The organism is Pseudomonadota bacterium (assembly GCA_018817425.1).
Taxonomy (GTDB): domain Bacteria; phylum Desulfobacterota; class Desulfobacteria; order Desulfobacterales; family RPRI01; genus RPRI01.
The window spans coordinates 1-20,855 of sequence record JAHITX010000142.1 but is presented as its reverse complement, the minus strand read 5'-3'; the positions used below and the strand labels follow the sequence as shown (position 1 = coordinate 20,855).

Below are 20,855 nucleotides of genomic sequence, written 5' to 3'. Positions count from 1 at the left end.
TTAACTGTTTTAAGGTTCAATGATAATGATGTAAAAAAAGATATAGAAAGTGTTTTAATGGCAATCGAAGGATGGATTAAAAGGAGTGTGGAGAAGGAACAACCCCCTGGCCCCCTTTACTAAGGGGGAATTAAAATGATGTCTTCTTTTATTAAGGGGAAATTTATTGGGCTTAGTGAAAAATCTAAATTCGGTTACCTTGACTTGGAAATTTATCATAGCATACAAGACAGAAAATCAGTATAACTGTATTTGGAAAGAATACCTCACCAATTCCCCCTTAACAAAGGGGGATAAAGGGGGTTGTAATGAAAATTACATATAACCCGAAATTAAAAGCTCTGTCACGAGAACTAAGAAAACAAGGCGTTTTATCGGAAGTTCTACTATGGGCAAAATTGAAAAGCAGAAAGATGCAAGGTTATCTATTTACGAGGCAAAAGCCTATCGGGGATTACATCGTTGATTTTTATTGCAGTAAACTGGAACTGGTAATTGGAATTGATGGAGAAAGTCATGATAGAAAATTTCTGTACGATAAGAAGCCGCAACAGGCATTGGAGGCTGAGGGTTTAACTGTTTTAAGGTTCAATGATAATGATGTAAAAAAAGATATAGAAAGTGTTTTAATGGCAATCGAAGGGTGGATTGAAACGAGTATGAAGAAGGGACAACCCCCTGGCCCCCTTTGTTAAGGGGGAATTAAAGCGGTGCTCCCTTTATTAGTAGGAAATTTATGGGGATTTACATTTACTTTAGTGGGGTAGAGAATATTAAACTCAAAGTTGATTACGTATTGTCATTTCGAACAAAGTGAGAAATCTTAATGGATTGAGAGCCGGTGGAAGATATCTCCCTACGGTCGATATGACAAATAATAAATGAAGTATTTACTACCCGGTCTATAGCAGAAATAGGCACTACAATGAAACCTGGCTTTAACAAAAAAGTAAAACTTAATATTACAAAAAACTTTGATGACAGTTGCAAGCTTTACCAGGATTTTGAAGATAAGCATCTTTTCTTTGAATCTCTTGCTTTAAAGCTGGCTGAATCAATAAATATAAAGCCGAATACTACTGTACTTGATGTTGGTTGTGGAACCGGTGTTTCTGCTATAGCGTTGAATAAGCAATATTCTTGTAAAGTATTGGGTGTGGATATATCCGCAAAAATGGTAGAAGTCGGAAAGATATTGTGCAATTCCGGGGAAATTGAGCTGGTAGTAGGCGATGGTGAAAGACTGTCTGAAATTGTGAGAAACCGTTTATTTGATTATGTCTTTTACAATGCTTCTATTTTTATGTTTCCGGATATTAAGCAAGCTATAAAAGAAGCGTGTAGATGTTTACTGCCCAACGGAAAGATTGCTTTTTCTTTTTACCCGCAGATTGTTGATGAAAATGGAGAAGACTTGATACCGGTAGCATTTAAGCGTCTTGGAGAAACTCCGCCGCGCTTCAGGGTTATTACTGATTTTGATAAGATATGCCTTGCTCTTAAAAACTATTGCGGACCGGTTACCCATCATAAATGGGTCAGAGATTTTAATATAGAATTTTTAAAAGATTTCTTTTCAATTCCCGCTCAATCGGCATCACTTTTTCCGGGAAAAGAATATGATGAACGCCGCAAACTTGTATCCGGGCTTTTTGAAACACTTAAAGATATATCAGGCAAATCCAATATTATCTGGCGTATGGCAGAAAGCACCCTGACGGCTTCGTAAAAGCTCCCTATGCTGTGTTGCATTTCATCTTTCGTCATTGCAGCATCATTGGCGGTATATAAAATACCGCCCTACGATAGGGCGGGATTTTACACCCCCACCGAACTCTTTCATTCCTCAAAACTCGCGCGCCTTGCATAAGAAGCTTTGACGAAGCCGTCCAAACTATGATTTTCAATGAAGGTGGGAAATAATCGGTTATTAAAATTCACTGTATCTCATTTGGTAAATATGATAAAAAAAGCTTGTACAATATAATTTATTGCTTACACTATTTATTAATACATGACTGCCTGACCTAAACCGGCATACTTCCGGTAAAAAAATAACCGATTATTTATATTAAGGAGAATGGCAATGCGTAAATGGGAATGTACAGTTTGCGGATATATTCATACCGGCGATGAGCCGCCTGAAAAATGCCCGGTTTGCGGAGCGGATCGCAGCAAGTTCATTGAGATTACCGGCAAAGAAGAAAAAGCAGGTAAAACAGCTTCCAAACCAGGCAGCACAAAAGAGCAGAATACATCCGCAGCGGCTCAAAAAAGTCCATATAGCAAGATAAGAAACCTGATGGTAAAACATCATGCCCATCCGATTTCCGTTCATATCCCGAATGGCGTCTTGCCGGCTGCGGTGTTGTTCATTTTTATTGCCGCTGTTTTTGATTTTTACACTTTGGGACAAGCTGCATTTTACAATATGGTTTTTGTTCTTCTGACAATGCCCCTGGTCCTTTTTTCAGGATATAATGAGTGGCATATAAAATACGGTGGGAAAATGACCGCTTTATTCAGAACCAAAATCATATGTGGGGTGGTTGTAACCGTATTGGCCGCTATTATGGTAATCTGGCGCGCCATTAATCCAAATATAATCTCCGCTCAATCAGAACAGCGCTGGCTTTTTGTCGGCCTTGGTTTTATCGTGCTGGGAGCTGCCGGGATTGCCGGTTATCTGGGCGGAAAGCTGGTATTTAAAGATTGACGGCTTCGTAAAAAGTCATTCTGCTGTGTTGCGCTTCATCTTTCGTCATTGCAGCGTACCATTAAGTACGCTTCATTCCTCAAGACTTGCGCGCCTTGCATAATGAGCTTTTTACTTTGCCGTCTGTATTTGGTTTCTACGAGTCCAAAATAAAAGATAATTTGATACTTTCCTATGACAAAATATACCGGTATAAATCACCTGGCAATGGCAACCAGTGATCTTGATAAAACCATACGTTTCTGGCGGGACTTGCTGGGCATGCGTATGGTGGCAAAGTACGGCAGACCTGGGTATCGTCAGTATTTCTTTGAAATTACCGCTCATGATATGATTGCTTTTTTTGAGTGGCCTGATGTTAAACCTATTCCCGAAAAAGATCATGGAGCTCCGGTTAAAGGCTCTTTCGCCTTCGACCATGTATCTATGGAAGTTGCTGATGATGATGAGCTGTGGCAGCTCAAGGATCGTCTCGATGCAGCAGACGTGTGGGTATCCGAAGTAGTGGATCACGGATTTATACATTCGATTTATACTTTTGATCCCAATAATATTGCCATTGAGTTTAGCACACCGGTAAAAGAAGTGGATATCCACAAGTATCCGGTGGAAAAAGACGCTGCACCTGGAGCTGTGGCGGTGGAAGGAGTAGAACCACAACCCGGCCACTGGCCTTCAGTTAAGCACCCCACACCCAAAAATGAGCGCAGGGTATATCCCGGTGAACGGATAGTACCTGAACAGATTGAAAAAAAACGATGAAACCCTATTTTCTCAAAAAATATCCTGCTCCAAAAATGTTTTTTGGCGCCAAACCTGTAGTACCGTTACTTATCATTTTAACATCTTCTATTGAGTAAAATGCTCTGGGGTTATATTTTTTTATTATTTCTACAAGCTCAGGAATATCTTTTCTCTTGGCTATTGTAAATACCAGCCGAACCTTTCCGTTAAGCCCGCTTGCTCCGAAAACCGTTACCCCGTAATTTTTTTCTCTTATATGATCAACCAGTTCCTGTGCGTCTTTTTGTGCAATTATTCTCAAGGCCACATAACCTACAGCAAGTTTTTCCTCAAGGAAAATTCCGACAATATTACCTGAAGCAAAGCCTGCGGCATAGGTGATATAAATCAACCAATTGGATAAATTCTGCATGATTTGTGTTATAGCAACCAGCCACACAAGAACTTCAAAAAAGCCGCATAACGCGGCAAGAAATTTAATGCCTTTTGAAACATATATAATTCTTATAGTACCGATGGAAACATCAATAAGTCTTGCAAAAAAAACAAGAGCCGGCAGTACTACCCAACTATAAAATTCTGCGTTATTAAAATCTATCATTATTTATAAAAATCCAATTTTGGTACGTTCGTAAAAACTCAAAAAATCTTATTCCTTTACAGTGTTTATATCCAACGAGCATTTATCGTTTAAAATAATACGCGCATCAACAATCTGGATACCGGTTTCATAAACAATCACAGGATTTAAATCCATTTCCATAATCTCAGGGTAGGATTCAACCAGTTCGGAGCAAAGCAGCAATAATTTTCTGACCGCCGCCTTATCATAAGGTTTTTCTCCTCTTATGCCGTTTAGTAAAACCGACCCCTTAATTTCATCCATCATATGTCTTGCCGAACGGGGAGAAATCGGCAAAACCCTGAAAGATACATCTTTTAAAACTTCCACCATAATACCACCAAGTCCGAACATGATTACCGGCCCGAACTGGTCGTCAATCTTTGTTCCTATTATTGTTTCAAGACCTTTTTTTGCCATTGGTGAAACAAGAACTCCACGTATATCTGCATCCGGTTTGTATTTTAATGCGTTATTCATTATATCTTTAAAAGCTTTTTTGATTTCACTGCCGGTTTTAAGATTAAGATATACACCCCCTGCATCACTTTTGTGGAGTATGTCAGGAGATACTATTTTAAGGGCAACTTTATCATTATATTTTTCTGCAAATTTGACTGCTTCCTCTGCTGTTTTGGCCAGAGAATCATTGCTTACGGGAGCCCCGTGAATCCTTAAAAGCTGTTTAGCTTCAGGCTCAAGTAGATACCGGCGATTCTCTTTAATCGCTGTATTAATAATATTGGTGCCTTCCGGTTTTGCTTTTTGCCTCCAGTTAAAGATAAAGTTTATCTTGGCATGATATTCATCTATATACTGGCCTCGCTCTGATAAAGCGGCAATGCATCTGCAGGAAACATCCAAAGAATCATATACCGGAACTTTATAATATCGCAAAAGATCAAGAGCTCGTGGTTTTACAGAACTGTAAAGGCTGTGCACTACAATGGGTTTGTGTTGCTTTGTAACAAGTTTGCCTAATTGGTGTGCGGCATCTTCTTCCTGCAATGAAAGACTTTCCGCAAAACGAATGCCATAGCCTCCGAAAAGCCCGACCATTAACAAACCTCCCACATTGTGATCTTTCAAAATGATCCGGGCACATTCGGCAAAAAGTGTGGGGTCTGAATCGGTACCGCCTGCAACATCAACCGGATTTCTGACTGAAGCTGTAAAAGGAAGAATTTTGTTTAATTTTTGCTGAGTCTGTTCACTAAGTTCCGGAATTAACACTCCCAAATCGGATAATACATCAGCAGCAATGGTGGCATGGCCGCCGCCATCCGCCAATATTGCAATCCGGTTATTCTTAATAAGGGGAAGATTTGAAAGGGATTCTGCTACAGGAAAAAGAGCATCTGACTTTTCAATCACAATAATACCGGCTCTTTTAAAGGCCGATTTTGATACCTCTGACATTCCTGCCAATGCTCCGGTATGTGATCCGGCTGAAAGTTGGCCTGTTGCGGACCGACCGCTTTTAAGAAGTATAATTGGTTTATGCAATGAGGTTTTGTATGCTTCCTGAAGAAAACGCCGGCCATCGCGCATTCCTTCAACATACATAAGTATTGCCTTTGTATCAGGGTCATTTTTGAAAAATTCAAGATATTCATGAAACCTTATATCAAGCTCATTTCCAACCCCGACATAATATGAAAAGCCTTTTCTGCTTTTTAATCTTGCTTCCGTTATGAGGCTTAAGGCCATATTTCCGCTTTGCGAGATAAGGGCAATATCTCCCTTTGGAACATCATGTAAGCCGACAAGATTAAGATTATTTTTAACATTCATCATGCCGGAAGTATTAGGCCCGATTATTCTGATCTTATGCTCTCTTGCAGTTTCAATCAGTTCTTCTTCGACTTTTCTGCCTTTTTCTCCAAGCTCTCTGAAGCCCCCTGCGATAATAACTGCGCCTGCAACACCTTTTTTGCCGCAATCTTTCAACACCGCCTGGATAGTACTGGCCGGAGTAGTTATAAGTACAATATCAACGGGCTCCTGTATATCTGAAACCTTATTATAACATGGAATCCCAAGTATCTTGTTTTCTTTCGGGTTAACCGGAAAAATCTTTCCCTCAAATTTTTCATCAAGCAGTGTACGAATTGCCTGGAAACCACGTTTCGTATCGGTTTTTGAAGCTCCTACGATGGCAACGGATTCAGCATCCAAAATTTTATCTAACGGCATCTTTCCCCTTTCGGTTTTTGTTTTACAGAGTGAAGATTATAAAAACTAAGTTTTTTTCCTCTCCTCAAAATCCTTTAACGATGCTTCTCTTTCTTTAGTAGAAACGCAGGCAAGGCAGGCTTCGATTTCATATTCCATAAGCGCCTCCATACTTACCTCATCTGCCATATTTAAGCCCTTTTTTATCATCTTTAAAGAAAATGATGAATTCTGCGTAATTTCCTTTGCCATATTTATCGCAGTTTCCATAAGTATTTCAGCCGAAACGGAAAGGTTAACAAGCCCTATCCTTTCAGCTTCTTTGCCATCGATATTTTTTGCCGTAAAGAGAAGCTCTTTTGCTTTACCGGGTCCGATAAGTTTCTGGATCAGACGCATGGCTCCGCCTGTAACGGAAGAATTAACTTTCGCTTCAGGAGATCCGATTTGTGCGTCTTCTGCTGCAATTCGAATATCACATGCAAGAGCAAGTTCATAACCTGATCCGAGAGCAAATCCGTTAATTGCGGCAATAGTAGGTTTTTCAAAACGGATGATTTTTCGGGATGCTTCCTGCAGCTCTTTAAGGTAATCACGATAAGCTTCAGCACTTCTTGTTTTAGATTCCTTAAGATCCGCACCTGTTGAAAAGGCACGCCCCTCCCCTGTTATTATAAGAGCCTTAATATTCGGATCATTGCCTGCATCATCAAGCGCAGCCTGTAAATCAATCCATAATTGTTTATTCATGGCATTAAGGACTTTGGGACGATTCAGCTTTATTGTAGCTATCATAGCCGACTTATCATATATTATGCAGTCATATTCCACAAAAACCTCCTGTTATTAATTTGTTATCCACTGAAAGTATGCAAAAAAAGGCATTATCTGTCAATACAAGTTGGTATCTTTATACATCTTTTATTTTAAAGCCATATCTTAATGTGGTAAATATGTATTATTCAAAACTCTTAGCTTGTAACTTTCAACAATATTTTTTGTAGTTGACAGAACATATTCATTCATATACACAAAAATAAACGTTGTTTTGAATTTTCTATACCCCGATTTAAGTTCGTATTTATTTAATATTAATATCAATATGTTGTTAATTATTTTTTATGAGAACATCATTTCTAAATGGCAGATAAATTATATAAAATATTTATGCCACAAGCTATTTTGCTTTAAAATCATTATGTTATAATGGGTATATTTTGAAAGACGAAAACAGGAATAATCAGAATAGTAACAAAGTTTTTAAACCGGAAACTCAAAAACGGCTTGAAGAGGCTGCTCTGGAAATTTTTTCCGAATCGGATTTCCATAAAGCAAATATACGCACTGTAGCCAAAAAAGCCGGGGTCAGCTTAAATGTTATTTATGGTCATTACGGAAGCAAAGAAGGGCTTGTTTTTGCAGTTGCGGATATCTGGCTTGGAAGACTTACAGACAGGATTATTGACCACCTTCAAGGCATAGAGGATTTAAAAGAGAAGCTGCGGAAAGTTTTTTGGGTTCAAATGGACTATTATGAAAAGAATCCTGAGCTTGGGAAAATATTATTTATGACGCTTCCCATGAAAACATGGATGTCTGATAAAACTTTTCAACAAAAGAAAATGATAAACCTTTTCCTTGAGGTTTTACGTGAGGGCCAGAAAGAAGGCGTTTTAAATCCTGATGTGCGTGCAGGAATTCTGCTGGATTTCATGTTGGGTTTTGTACAACGATCGTTTTTTATGTGGGTTTCCCGGGGCCAGAAAGAAAGTTTGGTAGCAAATGCCAACTCACTCTTTGAAATGGTGTGGCGGGGGATTTCAAATCCATAATAAACTTAAATATTTTTTTGAGAAAGTATCAATTACGATGGATACTATATAAGAATATTAATAGCAGGAGTAATTTATGAAAATTTTAAAAATTGACCATATTGGAGTTGCTGTAAGCAAAATTGACGAAAAGAAAAATTTCTGGACCGATGTTTTGGGTTTATCATATGCTGGCGATGAAACTGTTGAAGAGCAGAAAGTTACCACGGCATTTTTGCCTGTAGGAGAAAGCGAAGTTGAACTTTTGGAATCTACTTCTGCGGATGGACCAATTGCAAAATATCTTGAAAAACGCGGAGAAGGCGTTCAGCATATTGCTTTTCGTGTAGATGATATCGATGCCGCTTTGGAAGAATTAAAAACAAAAGGCATCAGGCTCATCGATGAAAAAGCCCGTAAAGGCGCAGGTGGAGCCAGGATTGCTTTCTTACATCCAAAGGCAACATGCGGGGTTTTGGTTGAGTTATGCGAAAGAAAATAATAAAGGTTTGTAAAATATTTATCATAAATTAAATTTATTTGTTGTTTGAAGGAGTATAAAAAAATGCCGAATATTAATGATTGGGCCGAATTGTGTGCAAAAGAGATCAAAAAGCCCACAGAATCTTTAAACTGGGAAACACCGGAAGGTATCACGGTAAAACCGCTTTATACGGCCGAAGATCTTGAAGGATTGGAGTTTGTTAATTCTCTTCCGGGATTTGAACCTTATGTAAGAGGTGTCAAGGCCAGTATGTATGCAGGAAGACCATGGACTATACGGCAATATGCCGGTTTTTCAACTGCGAAAGAATCAAATGCATTTTACAGAAGAAATCTTGCAGCAGGGCAAAAAGGGCTTTCCGTTGCTTTCGACCTTGCCACTCACAGGGGTTATGATTCAGACCATCCCAGAGTAGTGGGTGATGTTGGAAAGGCCGGAGTTGCAGTAGATTCAATAGAAGATATGAAAATCCTGTTTGACCAGATTCCGCTTGATGAGATGTCCGTATCTATGACTATGAACGGCGCTGTTCTTCCCATTCTTGCAGGTTACATTGTTGCGGCGGAAGAACAAGGTGTTGCACATGAAAAATTAAACGGTACCATTCAAAATGACATTTTAAAAGAATACCTGACAAGAAACACATATATCTACCCGCCTGAACCGTCCATGAGAATCATATCAGATATTATCGGATTCTGCTCAAGAAATATGCCTAAATACAATACAGTAAGCATAAGCGGTTACCATATGATGGAAGCCGGAGCAAGCTCGGTTCTACAGACGGCTTTTACTCTGGCCGATGGTCTTGAATACGCAAAAGCAGCACTTGCGGCAGGACTTGATATAGATGCTTTTGCTCCGCGTCTTTCCTTTTTCTTCGGAATAGGAATGAATTTTTTCATGGATATAGCAATGCTAAGAGCAGCCCGTTATCTTTGGGCCGATATAATGAGCCAGTTCAATCCGAAAAAGAAACAGTCTTTGATGTTAAGAACCCATTGCCAAACATCCGGCTGGAGCCTTACCCAACAGGATCCTTATAATAATATAATAAGGACAACCTTGGAATGCCTTTCGGCAGTGCTTGGCGGAACACAGTCTTTGCATACCAATGCTTTTGATGAAGCTGTTGGGTTGCCGACTGATTTTTCGGCAAGAGTTGCAAGAAACACACAGATCATCGTCCAGGAAGAATCCCAGGTATGCCATGTTGTAGATCCTCTCGGTGGTTCTTATTATGTTGAATCACTTACCAATGCCATTATTAGTGAATCAAAAAAGATAATAAAGGAAATCGAGGATCTTGGCGGAATGGCCAAAGCCATTACTACCGGCATGCCTAAAATGAGAATTGAAGAGGCAGCAGCGAGAAAACAGGCAAGAATAGATCAGGGCAAAGATGTTATTGTCGGTGTAAATAAATACAAAATAGGAGAAGAAATACCGCTTGAAGTTCTTGAGGTGTCGGCCACTGTGCGTGATGAGCAGGTTGCAAGACTAAAGGAAATAAAGGCGAAAAGAGATTCCGCCGAGGTTAAAAGAACGCTTGAAGCATTAACAAACTGCGCTGAATCCGGTGGCAATCTTCTTGAAGCATGCCTTCCGGCTGTGCGCGCCAGAGCGACAATAGGGGAGATTACGGATGCCATGGAAAAAGTATTCGGAAGATTTGTTGCCACTACACAGTGTATTTCGGGAGTTTTTGCCTCTGAATATGGAGACAGCGAGATAATCGCTTCCATCAAAAAAAGAACGGATGAATTTCTTGAAATAGATGGAAGAAGGCCGAGAATCTTACTGACAAAAATGGGCCAGGATGGGCATGACCGCGGCGTTAAGGTTGTTGCCACCGCTTTTGCCGATCTGGGTTTTGATGTTGATATAAGTCCGATGTTCCAGACACCGGAAGAAGCTGCCCGTATGGCAGTGGAAAATGATGTTCACGTTGTCGGAGTTTCAAGCCTTGCAGCAGGTCACAAGGTGCTTGTACCACAACTCATTGAAGCCCTTAAAGCCGAAGGCGCAAAAGAGATTCTTGTTGTTGTGGGAGGCATAATTCCTCCTTCAGATTACGATTTTCTGTACAAAGCAGGCGCTGTTGGAATATTTGGCCCTGGCACGCCGATCACTGAGTCTTCCAACAAGGTTTTAAATGCTCTTTTTGAAAGCCGGAAATAGAATATTTCGTAAGCTCATAATGCTGTGAGCTGTTAATAGATAAGGGAGGGATAGCAGGTATTTATAAAAGCAAGGGGCCATGTGAAAAAACATCTATTCGCTTGAACCCTTGAATCCTTGAATCCTATATAGTGATATGCTGACAAATAAAATGCCGGATGATCCGCAATATTATGTAAATGGAGTTATTGAAGGCAACAGACGTATCCTGTCTAAAACAATAACTTTAATAGAGAGTTCTCATCCGGCTCATTATGATCTTGCAGGAACCATTGTTGACCGGCTTTTGCCTTACACGGGAAAAGCTGTTCGTTTGGGTGTTACCGGCGTTCCGGGTGTAGGAAAAAGTATGTTTATTGAAAGCTTCGGAATGACGCTTGTCAATAAAGGCCACAAGTTAGCGGTTTTGGCAGTTGATCCCAGCAGCAAAAGAAGCGGTGGAAGTATTATGGCTGACAAGCTGCGCATGGAAAAGCTTTCCATAGAGCCAAATGCTTTTATAAGACCGTCTCCTTCGGGGGATACTTTGGGAGGTGTGGCAAGAAAAACAAGAGAAGCAATGCTTGTTTTTGAAGCTGCCGGTTTTGACGTAATAATTGTTGAAACTGTAGGAGTTGGTCAGTCTGAAACCGAAGTATCTTCTATGGTTGATTTTTTCCTTGTTCTTATGCTTGCCGGTGCAGGAGACGAGTATCAGGGTATAAAAAAAGGAGTTCTGGAAATTGCAGACGCCGTAGCTATCACCAAAGCAGATGGCGATAATGTGCAAAAGGCTAAAAAAGCACGGTCGGAATATGAATCGGCTCTTCACATTATTGCACCAACATCACAAACATGGTCGCCGCCGGTTGTTATTTGCAGTTCTATGGAAAAGACGGGACTAAATGAAATCTGGGACATTGTTATTGATCACAGAAATAAAGTGACAAAAAGCGGAGAACTTGAGAAAAACAGAAAAAAACAGATGGTAAACTGGATGTGGGCACTTGTTAAAGAAGGGCTTAAGGAAAGATTTTTTGGCGACCCTGATGTAAAAAAGAGTCTTCCGAAAATAATCCGTGATGTTGAAAGCGGAACTAAAGCTCCGACTATTGCATCAGGTGAACTTCTTTTTTTTCTTGACAATAAAAGTGTTACCTATAAGAAACAGGCTTGATGTAAAATATGAAGAAAGGAACTTTGTTATGGGTATTGTGAAAGATAAGATTAAGGATCTAAAAGATCGTGAAGCCAAAACCCTCCTGATGGGCGGTGAAAAGGCAGTTGCAAAACATTGTAAGGATGGACGTCTTACAGCAAGAGACAGGCTGAATCTTTTGTTTGATCCCGGCACATTCCGGGAAATTGATATGTTTGTCACTCATCGCTGTGTAAATTTTGATATGGAAAAAGTGGAAATTCCTGCTGATGGAGTTATAACAGGGCATGGTTTGATTGATAAAAGGCCGGCTTTTGCATTTTCACAGGATTTTACCGCAAGAGCAGGAAGTCTTGGTGAAATGCATGCCAAAAAGATATGCAAAGTAATGGATCTTGCATTGAAAGCCGGAGTGCCCTGCATAGGACTTAATGATTCGGGCGGTGCAAGAATCCAGGAAGGAGTTGATGCTCTTTCCGGTTATGGCCAGATCTTTTACCGCAACTCACTTGCTTCGGGTGTAATACCCCAGATATCAGCTATAATGGGGCCAACAGCAGGTGGGGCGGTTTATTCTCCGGCTATGACAGACTTTATTTTCATGGTAAAAAATACAAGCTATATGTTTATTACAGGGCCTGATGTTATCAAATCGGTTACAGGTGAGCAGATAACCTTTGAAGAGCTTGGCGGAGCGATGACTCACAATGAAAAAAGCGGAGTCGCCCATTTTGCCTGTGAAAATGATACTGATACAATCATGAATATCAAAAAGCTCCTTTCATATCTGCCTGCAAATAATATGGAAGATCCTCCGATAGTTCTTTCAGGCGATGATCCAGCTCGCTTAGCTCCTCAATTGGATGAAATAATTCCTGACAGCACAAATCAGTCTTATGATATGAAGGATATAATAAAATCTATTGTTGATAGCGGAGAATTTTTTGAACCCCATCAATATTATGCCCGTAATATTATAATCTGTTTTGCAAGGCTTAATGGAAGAAGTGTCGGAATAATAGCAAACCAGCCAAATGAAAAAGCCGGATGCCTTGATATAAATGCTTCCGATAAAGCCACAAGATTTATAAGATTTTGCGATGCTTTTAATATTCCACTTCTTACCATTGCAGATGTCCCCGGTTATCTCCCGGGAAGCGACCAGGAATGGAGCGGAATTATCCGTCACGGGGCAAAGCTTCTCTGGAGCTATTCCGAGGCTACAGTTCCCAAGATGTTGCTTGTAACCAGAAAAGATTATGGCGGATCTTATCTTGCAATGTGCTCTAAAGATCTTGGTGCGGATATGGCATTTGCATGGCCTAGTTCCGAAATTGCCGTAATGGGGGCCGCCGGTGCAGCGAATGTAATTCACCGGAAAGAAATCAAAGAGGCCAAAGATCCTGTTGAAAAACGCAAGGAAAAGATAAAAGAATATGAGGATCTGTTTTCCAACCCGTATTGTGCTGCAAGAAGAGGCTATATTGATGCCGTTATCGTGCCAAGTACAACCAGACAGCGTCTCATAGATGCTCTTGAAATAATGTGCACCAAGCGTGAGATAAGACCATCAAAAAAACACGGGAATATTCCTTTGTAATGGAGCCGATTTCAAAATGTTTCAGTTTGGTCAAGCTCAAGGCGGGTGAGAATTTTAACCACAGGAATACATTGAGTATTTCGAGGATTGAAATTTGAGCCCAACGCAGAGATCGGCCAAAATGGGGCGTTTTGAAACTGGCTCAATAGTCTTATTTATCATGCCATAAGTTTCACATTATTAACGGTTGAGGAAATATAATATTATGAAAGTAAGCAAAAAAACTGCTGCAGTAATATCTGCAACAATAATGCATTATATAAGTACCGAAGAACAGGCTTTATCTGCAAAGCAGGCTGCAATGCCAGGTACCGGGACGCAAGCCATGCCCAATGTATGGGGGATAAGCGGCAGACAGGATATTATGCAGATGCGAAGCCTTATGCAGTTCAGGACGTTTAATAAATACAAAGGCTAAGCTACCGGCTAAAGCCGATAGCTTAAGGGTTCAAGGATTCAAGGGGTCAAGTGATCAAGGGGAAACCCCTTTGTTCTTTACACTTGAATCCTGGAATCCTTGAACCCTCGAACCCTTGTTATAAAAAAGGATCGAACCGGAAGTTTTGTAATGATATTCAATTAGGAGAATTATTATATGACCGATCATGATAAAGTTAAAAAAGCGGCCATGAAATACGGAAAAGACAGGCCCAAAGCGAAAAACCCGGTCTCGGTATTGGATTTAAGCCTTCGTGACGGGCATCAGTCTTTGTTTGCCACCAGAGGGCGAACTGAAGATATGATTCCGGTTGCCGAGATGATGGATGAAGTCGGGTTTTGGGCTATGGAAGTATGGGGTGGAGCAACTTTTGATACCATGCATCGTTTTTTGAATGAAGACCCATGGGAAAGAATAAGGACTCTCAAAAGGTATATTAAAAAAACCCCTTTTTCCATGCTCCTTCGCGCCCAGAATCTTGTGGGATACAGAAATTATGCGGATGATGTTGCACGGGCATTTGTTGAAAGAACGGCCGAAAACGGTATGGACATATTCAGGACTTTTGATGCGTTAAATGATTTCCGTAATTTTGAAACGGTTGTTCCCGTTATAAAGAGTTGCGGAAAACATTTTCAGGGCTGTTTATGCTATACCATGACTGAACCCAGGATGGGTGGTGATGTATACAATCTTGCTTATTATGTCAAAAAGGCAAAAGAGCTTGAAAAAATGGGTGCAGACAGTGTTTGCATCAAAGATATGGCCGGTATTATTGCTCCTTATGATGCATATGACCTTGTAAAAGCTTTAAAAGAAGCAATAAAAATTCCTGTACATCTTCACAGCCATTTTACTTCAGGCATGTCTCCCATGTCACATTTAAAAGCTATTGAGGCTGGAGTTGATATTATAGATACCTGCATGACTCCATACGCATACAGGACATCTCATGCCGCAATAGAACCGCTTGTCATGACACTTCTCGGCACAAGCAGGGATACGGGTTTTGACATAAAACATCTTGCAGCAATAAATGAAATCTTAGAAAGAGATATCCTTCCCAAGTACAAACATCTGCTTGATGATTCAAAAGTATCTATCATAGATATCAATGTTCTTCTGCATCAAACTCCGGGCGGAATGCTATCCAATCTGGTGAATCAACTAAAAGAAATGGATGCACTTGACAAGATTGACAAAGTCTATGAAGAATTGCCGAAAGTAAGAAAAGATTTGGGACAAATTCCGCTTGTTACACCTACCAGCCAGATAGTAGGTATTCAGACGGTTAATAATGTATTGTTTGATGATGAAAATGAAAGATATAAAATGATTACCGGTCAGGTGAAAGATCTGTGCTACGGTTTGTATGGTAAAACCGCCATTCCGATAAATAAGGAGCTTCAGCAAAAGGCTCTTAAGGGATATCCTCGCGGTGAAAAACCGATTACATGCAGACCGGCTGAAGTTCTTGAACCTGAACTTGAAAAAGCAAAAGAAGCTGTCAAGGATCTTACCACTGATATTGATGATGTACTCATTTATGCGCTTTATCCGGTTACCGGTAAAAAGTTTTTAAGATGGAAATATGGCAAAGAAGAGCCTCCTGAAGAAGTAAAACCAAGAACCCTTGAGCAGGTAAAGTTAGAGCAGGAAATCATAGCCAAGGCAAAGGCAGGAGAGCTTGTTGAAAAGAAAAACGTTCCAACAAAGGGGGACACATTGCGTAGATTTAATGTTGTTATAGACGGGGAAAATTTTGAAGTTGGAGTTGAAGAAATAGGCGGGGCAGCACCGGTTGTCAATTATATTCAGCAGGTTGCACCTACTGCGCCACAACAGGCAGCACCGCCAAAGCCTGCCGGATCACCTGCCAAAGAAAAAGCTCCTAAGCCAGTTGCAGCAGACGGGGTTACTCTTAATGCACCGATGCCGGGGATGATAATCTCATACTCAAAAGAGGTTGGAGATGAGGTTAAAAAAGGGGATACGATCGTAATACTCGAAGCCATGAAAATGGAAAACGCCCTTCCTGCACCTGCAGACGGAGTAATAAAATCTATAAATTTTAAAAGCGGAGATTCCGTTCCCAAAGACGCTGTTTTGTGTGTAATAGGTTAGTAAATGATGTGCTTTTCACGATGTTATCTTCAAACGATAATTTCGTGAAAAGTCATAATTAAAAATTAACCAGCACATATAAAATATATAGAGACCTTTAGTAAACGCTCCCTTTTGTCCGTTTGGTAAATACGCTTAAAGGCTTGGGCAATATTTTTCAAACTATCTGATATGTTATATATTATAGCTGTTATATTTCGGATAGCTCTTGAGTTTTAGCAAAATCGAACGTTCTTAAAAGATCTCCTATGGTTTAAAAGGAAACTAACATAGTATGAAAATTCATGAATACCAGGCAAAGGAATTATTCAAAAAGTATGGCATTCCTGTTCCGGTGGGAGGCGTTGCATTCAGTCCTGAAGAAGCGGTTAAGGTTTCAGATACGCTTGGTGGTTTTCCGGTTGTTGTAAAGGCACAGATTCATGCCGGCGGACGCGGTAAAGGAGGAGGCGTAAAGCTTGCCAAATCCACTGATGAAACAAGAAGTACAGCAGATAGTATTTTAGGAATGAACCTTGTCACCAATCAGACAGGTCCTGAAGGAAGACTTGTCAAAAAGGTGCTGGTCGAACAGGGACTTAATATCAAAAAAGAACTTTACCTTTCAATTATACCCGATCGGTCTACTGCAAAAATTGTTATTATGGCAAGCGAGGCCGGAGGTATGGATATAGAAGAAGTTTCCGAGAAGACACCGGAAAAAATCATTAAAATTTTTATTGATCCGGTTGCCGGAATTTATCCATATCATTGCCGGAACGCAGCTTACGGACTTAATTTACCTGAAGGCGCGGTAAAAGAATTCACCGGAATGCTAAATAGCCTTTATAAACTTTTTACAGACTATGACTGTTCTCTTCTTGAGATAAATCCTCTTGTGATTACTGCTGAAGATAAGGTTATTGCTCTTGATGCAAAAATAACTTTTGATGATAATGCTCTTTTCCGTCACAAAGACATCATAGAATACAGGGATATTGATGAAGAAGATCCCCTTGAGGTAGAAGCATCCAAATATAATCTGAACTACATCAAAATGGATGGAAATGTAGGAAATATGGTAAATGGTGCTGGGCTTGCGATGGCTACTATGGATATCATAAAGCTTGCAGGAGCCGAGCCTGCCAATTTCCTTGATGTTGGGGGCGGAGCTAGTGCCGAAATGGTTGAAAACGGCTTTAAGATTATACTCGGAGATAAGAATGTAAAAGGAATTTTCATAAATATTTTCGGCGGTATCTTAAGATGCGATGTTCTTGCAGAAGGCGTTGTTCAGGCAGCAAAAAAGACAGGGATATCCGTACCGGTTGTTATCCGTATGGAAGGAACAAATGTGGAAATAGGAAGGAAAATTCTTTCGGATTCAGGACTTAATCTTATTACAGCTGTTGATTTACAGGATGCTGCCAATAAAGTGGCCGGTATTGTAAACTCATGATTTGTAAGCTTACTGTGAATTGTTAATGGTAAGGTTTTATTTATTTTTAGCGTGGTTATGCTATTTTATATAGTTTTACATATAAGCGAGGTAACATAAAGTGAGTATTTTTGTTGATAAGAATACACGGCTTGTTGTTCAGGGTGTTACAGGAAAAGAAGGGCAATTTCATACGCGTCAGTGTGTTGCTTATGGAACCAATGTTGTTGCAGGAGTTACCCCCGGAAAAGGGGGCCAGAAAATGGATGAAGTGCCTGTTTTTAACACAGTAAATGAAGCAGTGGAAAAAACAGGAGCTAACTGCAGCATGATTTTTGTGCCTCCTCCTTTTACATCAGATGCAATTATGGAAGCAACAGATGCTGGCATTCCTTTGATTGTGGTGATTACCGAAGGGATTCCGGTTATGAATATGATGAAAGTTAAAAATTATATTTCAGGCAAAAAAAGCCGCATAATAGGGCCGAATTGCCCCGGAATAATCACACCGGGAGAGTGTAAGGTTGGAATTATGCCAGGACATATCCATCAACCGGGTGGACCTATAGGGGTTGTATCAAGGTCAGGAACTCTCACATATGAAGTTGTTCATCAGCTGACACAAAAAGGGATAGGCCAGACTACCTGCATAGGTATCGGAGGTGATCCGGTAAATGGAACAAGTTTTATAGATTGCCTTGAAGCTTTCCAAAACGATCCCCAAACCAAAGGAATTGTTATGGTTGGAGAAATTGGCGGTACCGCTGAGGAAGAAGCCTCGGAATTTATTTCAAAAAATCTAACAAAACCTGTCATAGGTTTTATAGCAGGGCTAACGGCTCCGCCGGGGCGGCGGATGGGACATGCGGGCGCAATTATAAGCGGTAATAGTGGAACTGCCCAGGGAAAAATCGAAGCAATGAAGAAAAGCGGAATACATATATGTGAGAATCTCGGCACTCTTGGTGATTTGTGTGTTTCGGTATTCAAGGGTGTATGAACATTTATTGCTCAATAATTTATACCTTATGGAGTCAAACTTTTTCCGGGAATAAAATTCTTGACAAGAAAGTCTTGACCGAAGTAATAGCTTGTAAAATAGTGAGACTTTTGGATAATACTTCGTATTTATTAACCGATGAATTGAGAAGGGAATAGAATCATGGATTATTCGACTTTAACTTTCAATAAAGAAAACGGTATCGGAACAATTACCTTAAACCGTCCCAAACAGAAAAACGCTATTAATGGTCAAATGATAGAGGAATTATCAGACCTGGTAAAAGCGATTTCTACAGATGATGAAGTAAAGGTAGTGGTTTTAACCGGAGGAAATGAATATTTTGCAGCCGGTGCGGATATAAACCTTGTACAAAGTGTTAACTCACCGATGCAAGCGTATGACTTCAGCCGTACAAGTCCTATTTCAGATTTAGATAAGCTTGAAAAACCATCTATAGCAGCTATTAGTGGTTTTTGTTTGGGCGGTGGGCTTGAACTGGCGCTTGCTTGCGATTTAAGAATTGCCTCCGATACTTCGTTACTGGGACAACCTGAAATCAACCTGGGAATTATTCCCGGATCAGGCGGAACGCAAAGATTAACAAGAATTGTAGGTATAGCTAAAGCCAAGGAATTGCTTTACACGGGAGATATAATAAATGCTGCTGAAGCTCTTCGTATAAATCTTGTAAATAAAGTAGTTCCTGTAGATAGCCTATCTGATGAAGTTAATAAGATGGCAAAAAAAATGGCCTCCAAACCTGCTATGGCTTTGAAGATTACCAAGGCGGTTGTTAATGCCGGAATCAACATGGATCTGGAATCGGCATTAAAAATGGAGTCTCAATCATTTGCACTGCTTTTTTCCACCGAAGATAAAACAGAGGGTGTTGCGGCTTTTCTTGAAAAAAGAAAACCGAATTTTAAAGGGAAATAATTTTTTGTATCAAATTTGCTTTGTCCTATAATTGTGATGGGATCATCGTGTAAATTTGATTTTTGAGAATTCAATAAGCATGAAATACAGGAGGAAATATGGATTTAGGAATTAAAGATAAAGTAGCATTAGTTACCGGATCAGGCGGAGGTCTTGGCCGCATAGTTTCTTTAAAATTGGCTCAGGAAGGATGTAAATTAGTTATCGCCGATGTTAAAAAGGAAGGTGTCGATAAGGTTGTTGAAGAAATTAAAGCCTTAGGTGCTGAAGCTATCGGTTATGAATGTGATATCACCAAACCGGAAAAACTGGAAGAAATGCTTAAGGATATTACATCCAAATGGAAAGCGGTTGATATTCTAGTTAACAATGCCGCAGTCTTAGATAATATGGCTCCGATTGATAAGATGAAAGACAGCTTATGGTTAAGAGATATAGCTGTTAACCTTACAGGAACTTATTATGTGACCAAGGCCTGTTTTTCCGGCATGAAAGCCCAGAACTGGGGTCGTATAGTAACTATGTCTTCGGTTGCCGGGGCTTTGGGCGGATTTGGCCAAGCAAGTTATTCGGCTTCTAAAAGCGGTGTTACCGGTCTTATGAGGACAGTAGCTCTGGAAGGCGGAAGAAATAATATTACCGCCAACAGCATTGTGGCTGGTATTATCGCAACAGAAATCTATCCAACTATCCGTGAGGACATGAGAAAAAGACTGGAAAAACGAACTGTATTTCTGCGACCCGCAAACCCTGATGAAATCGCCGATTCAATAGTTTACCTTTGCTCAGAAAGAGCAAGCTATGTTACTGGTACTGAAATGTATCTGACGGGTGGAATCCATCTTTTTACATTTTAACTGTTTTACCTGTTTTCTTCAAACGGCGGGAGAGAGAAAACCTTTCCCGCCGGATAAAAAACCCGCATTTAACTTTTTATTAACCCATTTGCTTTTTACAAAATTTCTAACTGCATTTTTTTGATCTCCTGCTGTTGTTTCTGCTTACTGTGCCGGAAAGCCAATCCGGTTAATTTATGATATTTAGTACATTATACCATATGCTATATAGCCGATTCCGGCATATCATAAAAATGCTATTTATATTGTATATTTTCAGGCATAAGTATATTTATCACACTGATATTATTATCATTTAAATATTGGCATGATTTAAGCATAGATACATTGGTTGGAATAAGTTTTTAATATATTTATGTTCTTAAAAATGTACGTTTTTAGCCTGACATTATAATGTCATAACGGCCATATTTTTACTGTTGATATATATATTTTGCCGTTTGCTAAATGTGGCAAAAAAAATTAGTTAATCAAAAAAACAACCTGAAAGGAGAGGAAATTATGTCAAAATATGATGTAATAGTAGCAGGAGGGGGCCATAACGGATTAATGGCCGGGTCTTATCTTGCGAAAGCAGGGCTTAATGT

The 20,855-nt window shown here is 39.9% G+C and carries 18 protein-coding genes; 15 read left to right on the top strand and 3 right to left on the bottom strand.

Going from position 1 to position 20,855, the window contains the following annotated elements; all coding sequences use genetic code 11:
• The first annotated feature begins 308 nt into the window (after positions 1-308).
• From KKC46_22975 to KKC46_22960, 4 genes are all read left to right on the top strand, one after another.
• On the top strand, positions 309-695 hold the full coding sequence (locus KKC46_22975) for an endonuclease domain-containing protein (protein ID MBU1056668.1): 387 nt from the start codon (positions 309-311) through the stop codon (positions 693-695).
• A 230-nt stretch (positions 696-925) separates the two neighbouring features.
• Entirely contained in the window at positions 926-1,729 is an 804-nt protein-coding gene (locus KKC46_22970; GenBank protein MBU1056667.1) for a class I SAM-dependent methyltransferase, read from the top strand.
• Between the two features lie 357 nt (positions 1,730-2,086).
• A complete protein-coding gene (locus KKC46_22965) occupies positions 2,087-2,716 on the top strand; it encodes a hypothetical protein (GenBank protein ID MBU1056666.1) in 630 nt (209 codons plus the stop codon).
• Between the two features lie 174 nt (positions 2,717-2,890).
• Positions 2,891-3,478, top strand: coding sequence for a VOC family protein (locus KKC46_22960; protein MBU1056665.1), 588 nt, complete (start codon positions 2,891-2,893; stop codon positions 3,476-3,478).
• 4 nt (positions 3,479-3,482) lie between these two features.
• Here the strand turns inward: KKC46_22960 and KKC46_22955 are convergent, their stop codons facing one another.
• The 3 genes from KKC46_22955 to KKC46_22945 are packed head-to-tail and all read right to left on the bottom strand — an operon-like array spanning position 3,483 to position 7,088.
• Positions 3,483-4,061 carry a DUF2179 domain-containing protein gene (locus tag KKC46_22955; GenBank protein ID MBU1056664.1) on the bottom strand — a complete coding sequence of 193 codons (579 nt, stop codon included), beginning with the start codon at positions 4,059-4,061 and terminating at the stop codon, positions 3,483-3,485.
• Positions 4,062-4,109: 48 nt separating this feature from the next.
• Positions 4,110-6,278 (bottom strand): acetate--CoA ligase family protein, encoded by a 2,169-nt coding sequence (locus tag KKC46_22950; GenBank protein ID MBU1056663.1) that lies wholly within the window; start codon positions 6,276-6,278, stop codon positions 4,110-4,112.
• Positions 6,279-6,323: 45 nt separating this feature from the next.
• Positions 6,324-7,088: an enoyl-CoA hydratase/isomerase family protein gene (locus KKC46_22945; GenBank protein ID MBU1056662.1), complete on the bottom strand. Its 765-nt coding sequence runs from the start codon at positions 7,086-7,088 to the stop codon at positions 6,324-6,326.
• 386 nt (positions 7,089-7,474) lie between these two features.
• Between KKC46_22945 and KKC46_22940 the strand changes: the two genes are divergently transcribed.
• The 11 genes from KKC46_22940 (at position 7,475) to KKC46_22890 (ending at position 20,268) form a co-directional block, all read left to right on the top strand.
• A complete protein-coding gene (locus tag KKC46_22940; GenBank protein MBU1056661.1) occupies positions 7,475-8,089 on the top strand; it encodes a TetR/AcrR family transcriptional regulator in 615 nt (204 codons plus the stop codon).
• A gap of 76 nt (positions 8,090-8,165) precedes the next feature.
• Entirely contained in the window at positions 8,166-8,570 is a 405-nt protein-coding gene (mce, locus tag KKC46_22935; GenBank protein ID MBU1056660.1) for a methylmalonyl-CoA epimerase, read from the top strand.
• Positions 8,571-8,633: 63 nt separating this feature from the next.
• Positions 8,634-10,754, top strand: coding sequence for a methylmalonyl-CoA mutase (scpA, locus tag KKC46_22930; protein ID MBU1056659.1), 2,121 nt, complete (start codon positions 8,634-8,636; stop codon positions 10,752-10,754).
• A 151-nt stretch (positions 10,755-10,905) separates the two neighbouring features.
• Positions 10,906-11,910, top strand: coding sequence for a methylmalonyl Co-A mutase-associated GTPase MeaB (gene meaB, locus KKC46_22925; GenBank protein MBU1056658.1), 1,005 nt, complete (start codon positions 10,906-10,908; stop codon positions 11,908-11,910).
• A gap of 28 nt (positions 11,911-11,938) precedes the next feature.
• Positions 11,939-13,492, top strand: a complete 1,554-nt coding sequence (locus KKC46_22920; protein MBU1056657.1) for a methylmalonyl-CoA carboxyltransferase — start codon at positions 11,939-11,941, stop codon at positions 13,490-13,492.
• 205 nt (positions 13,493-13,697) lie between these two features.
• Positions 13,698-13,910: a hypothetical protein gene (locus tag KKC46_22915; protein MBU1056656.1), complete on the top strand. Its 213-nt coding sequence runs from the start codon at positions 13,698-13,700 to the stop codon at positions 13,908-13,910.
• A 177-nt stretch (positions 13,911-14,087) separates the two neighbouring features.
• Positions 14,088-16,055, top strand: coding sequence for a pyruvate carboxylase subunit B (locus KKC46_22910; GenBank protein ID MBU1056655.1), 1,968 nt, complete (start codon positions 14,088-14,090; stop codon positions 16,053-16,055).
• A gap of 274 nt (positions 16,056-16,329) precedes the next feature.
• On the top strand, positions 16,330-17,493 hold the full coding sequence (gene sucC / locus KKC46_22905) for an ADP-forming succinate--CoA ligase subunit beta (protein MBU1056654.1): 1,164 nt from the start codon (positions 16,330-16,332) through the stop codon (positions 17,491-17,493).
• Between the two features lie 100 nt (positions 17,494-17,593).
• A complete protein-coding gene (gene sucD / locus KKC46_22900) occupies positions 17,594-18,472 on the top strand; it encodes a succinate--CoA ligase subunit alpha (protein ID MBU1056653.1) in 879 nt (292 codons plus the stop codon).
• A gap of 162 nt (positions 18,473-18,634) precedes the next feature.
• On the top strand, positions 18,635-19,411 hold the full coding sequence (locus tag KKC46_22895) for an enoyl-CoA hydratase/isomerase family protein (protein ID MBU1056652.1): 777 nt from the start codon (positions 18,635-18,637) through the stop codon (positions 19,409-19,411).
• A gap of 98 nt (positions 19,412-19,509) precedes the next feature.
• Positions 19,510-20,268 carry an SDR family oxidoreductase gene (locus KKC46_22890; GenBank protein ID MBU1056651.1) on the top strand — a complete coding sequence of 253 codons (759 nt, stop codon included), beginning with the start codon at positions 19,510-19,512 and terminating at the stop codon, positions 20,266-20,268.
• Positions 20,269-20,855: the final 587 nt, after the last annotated feature.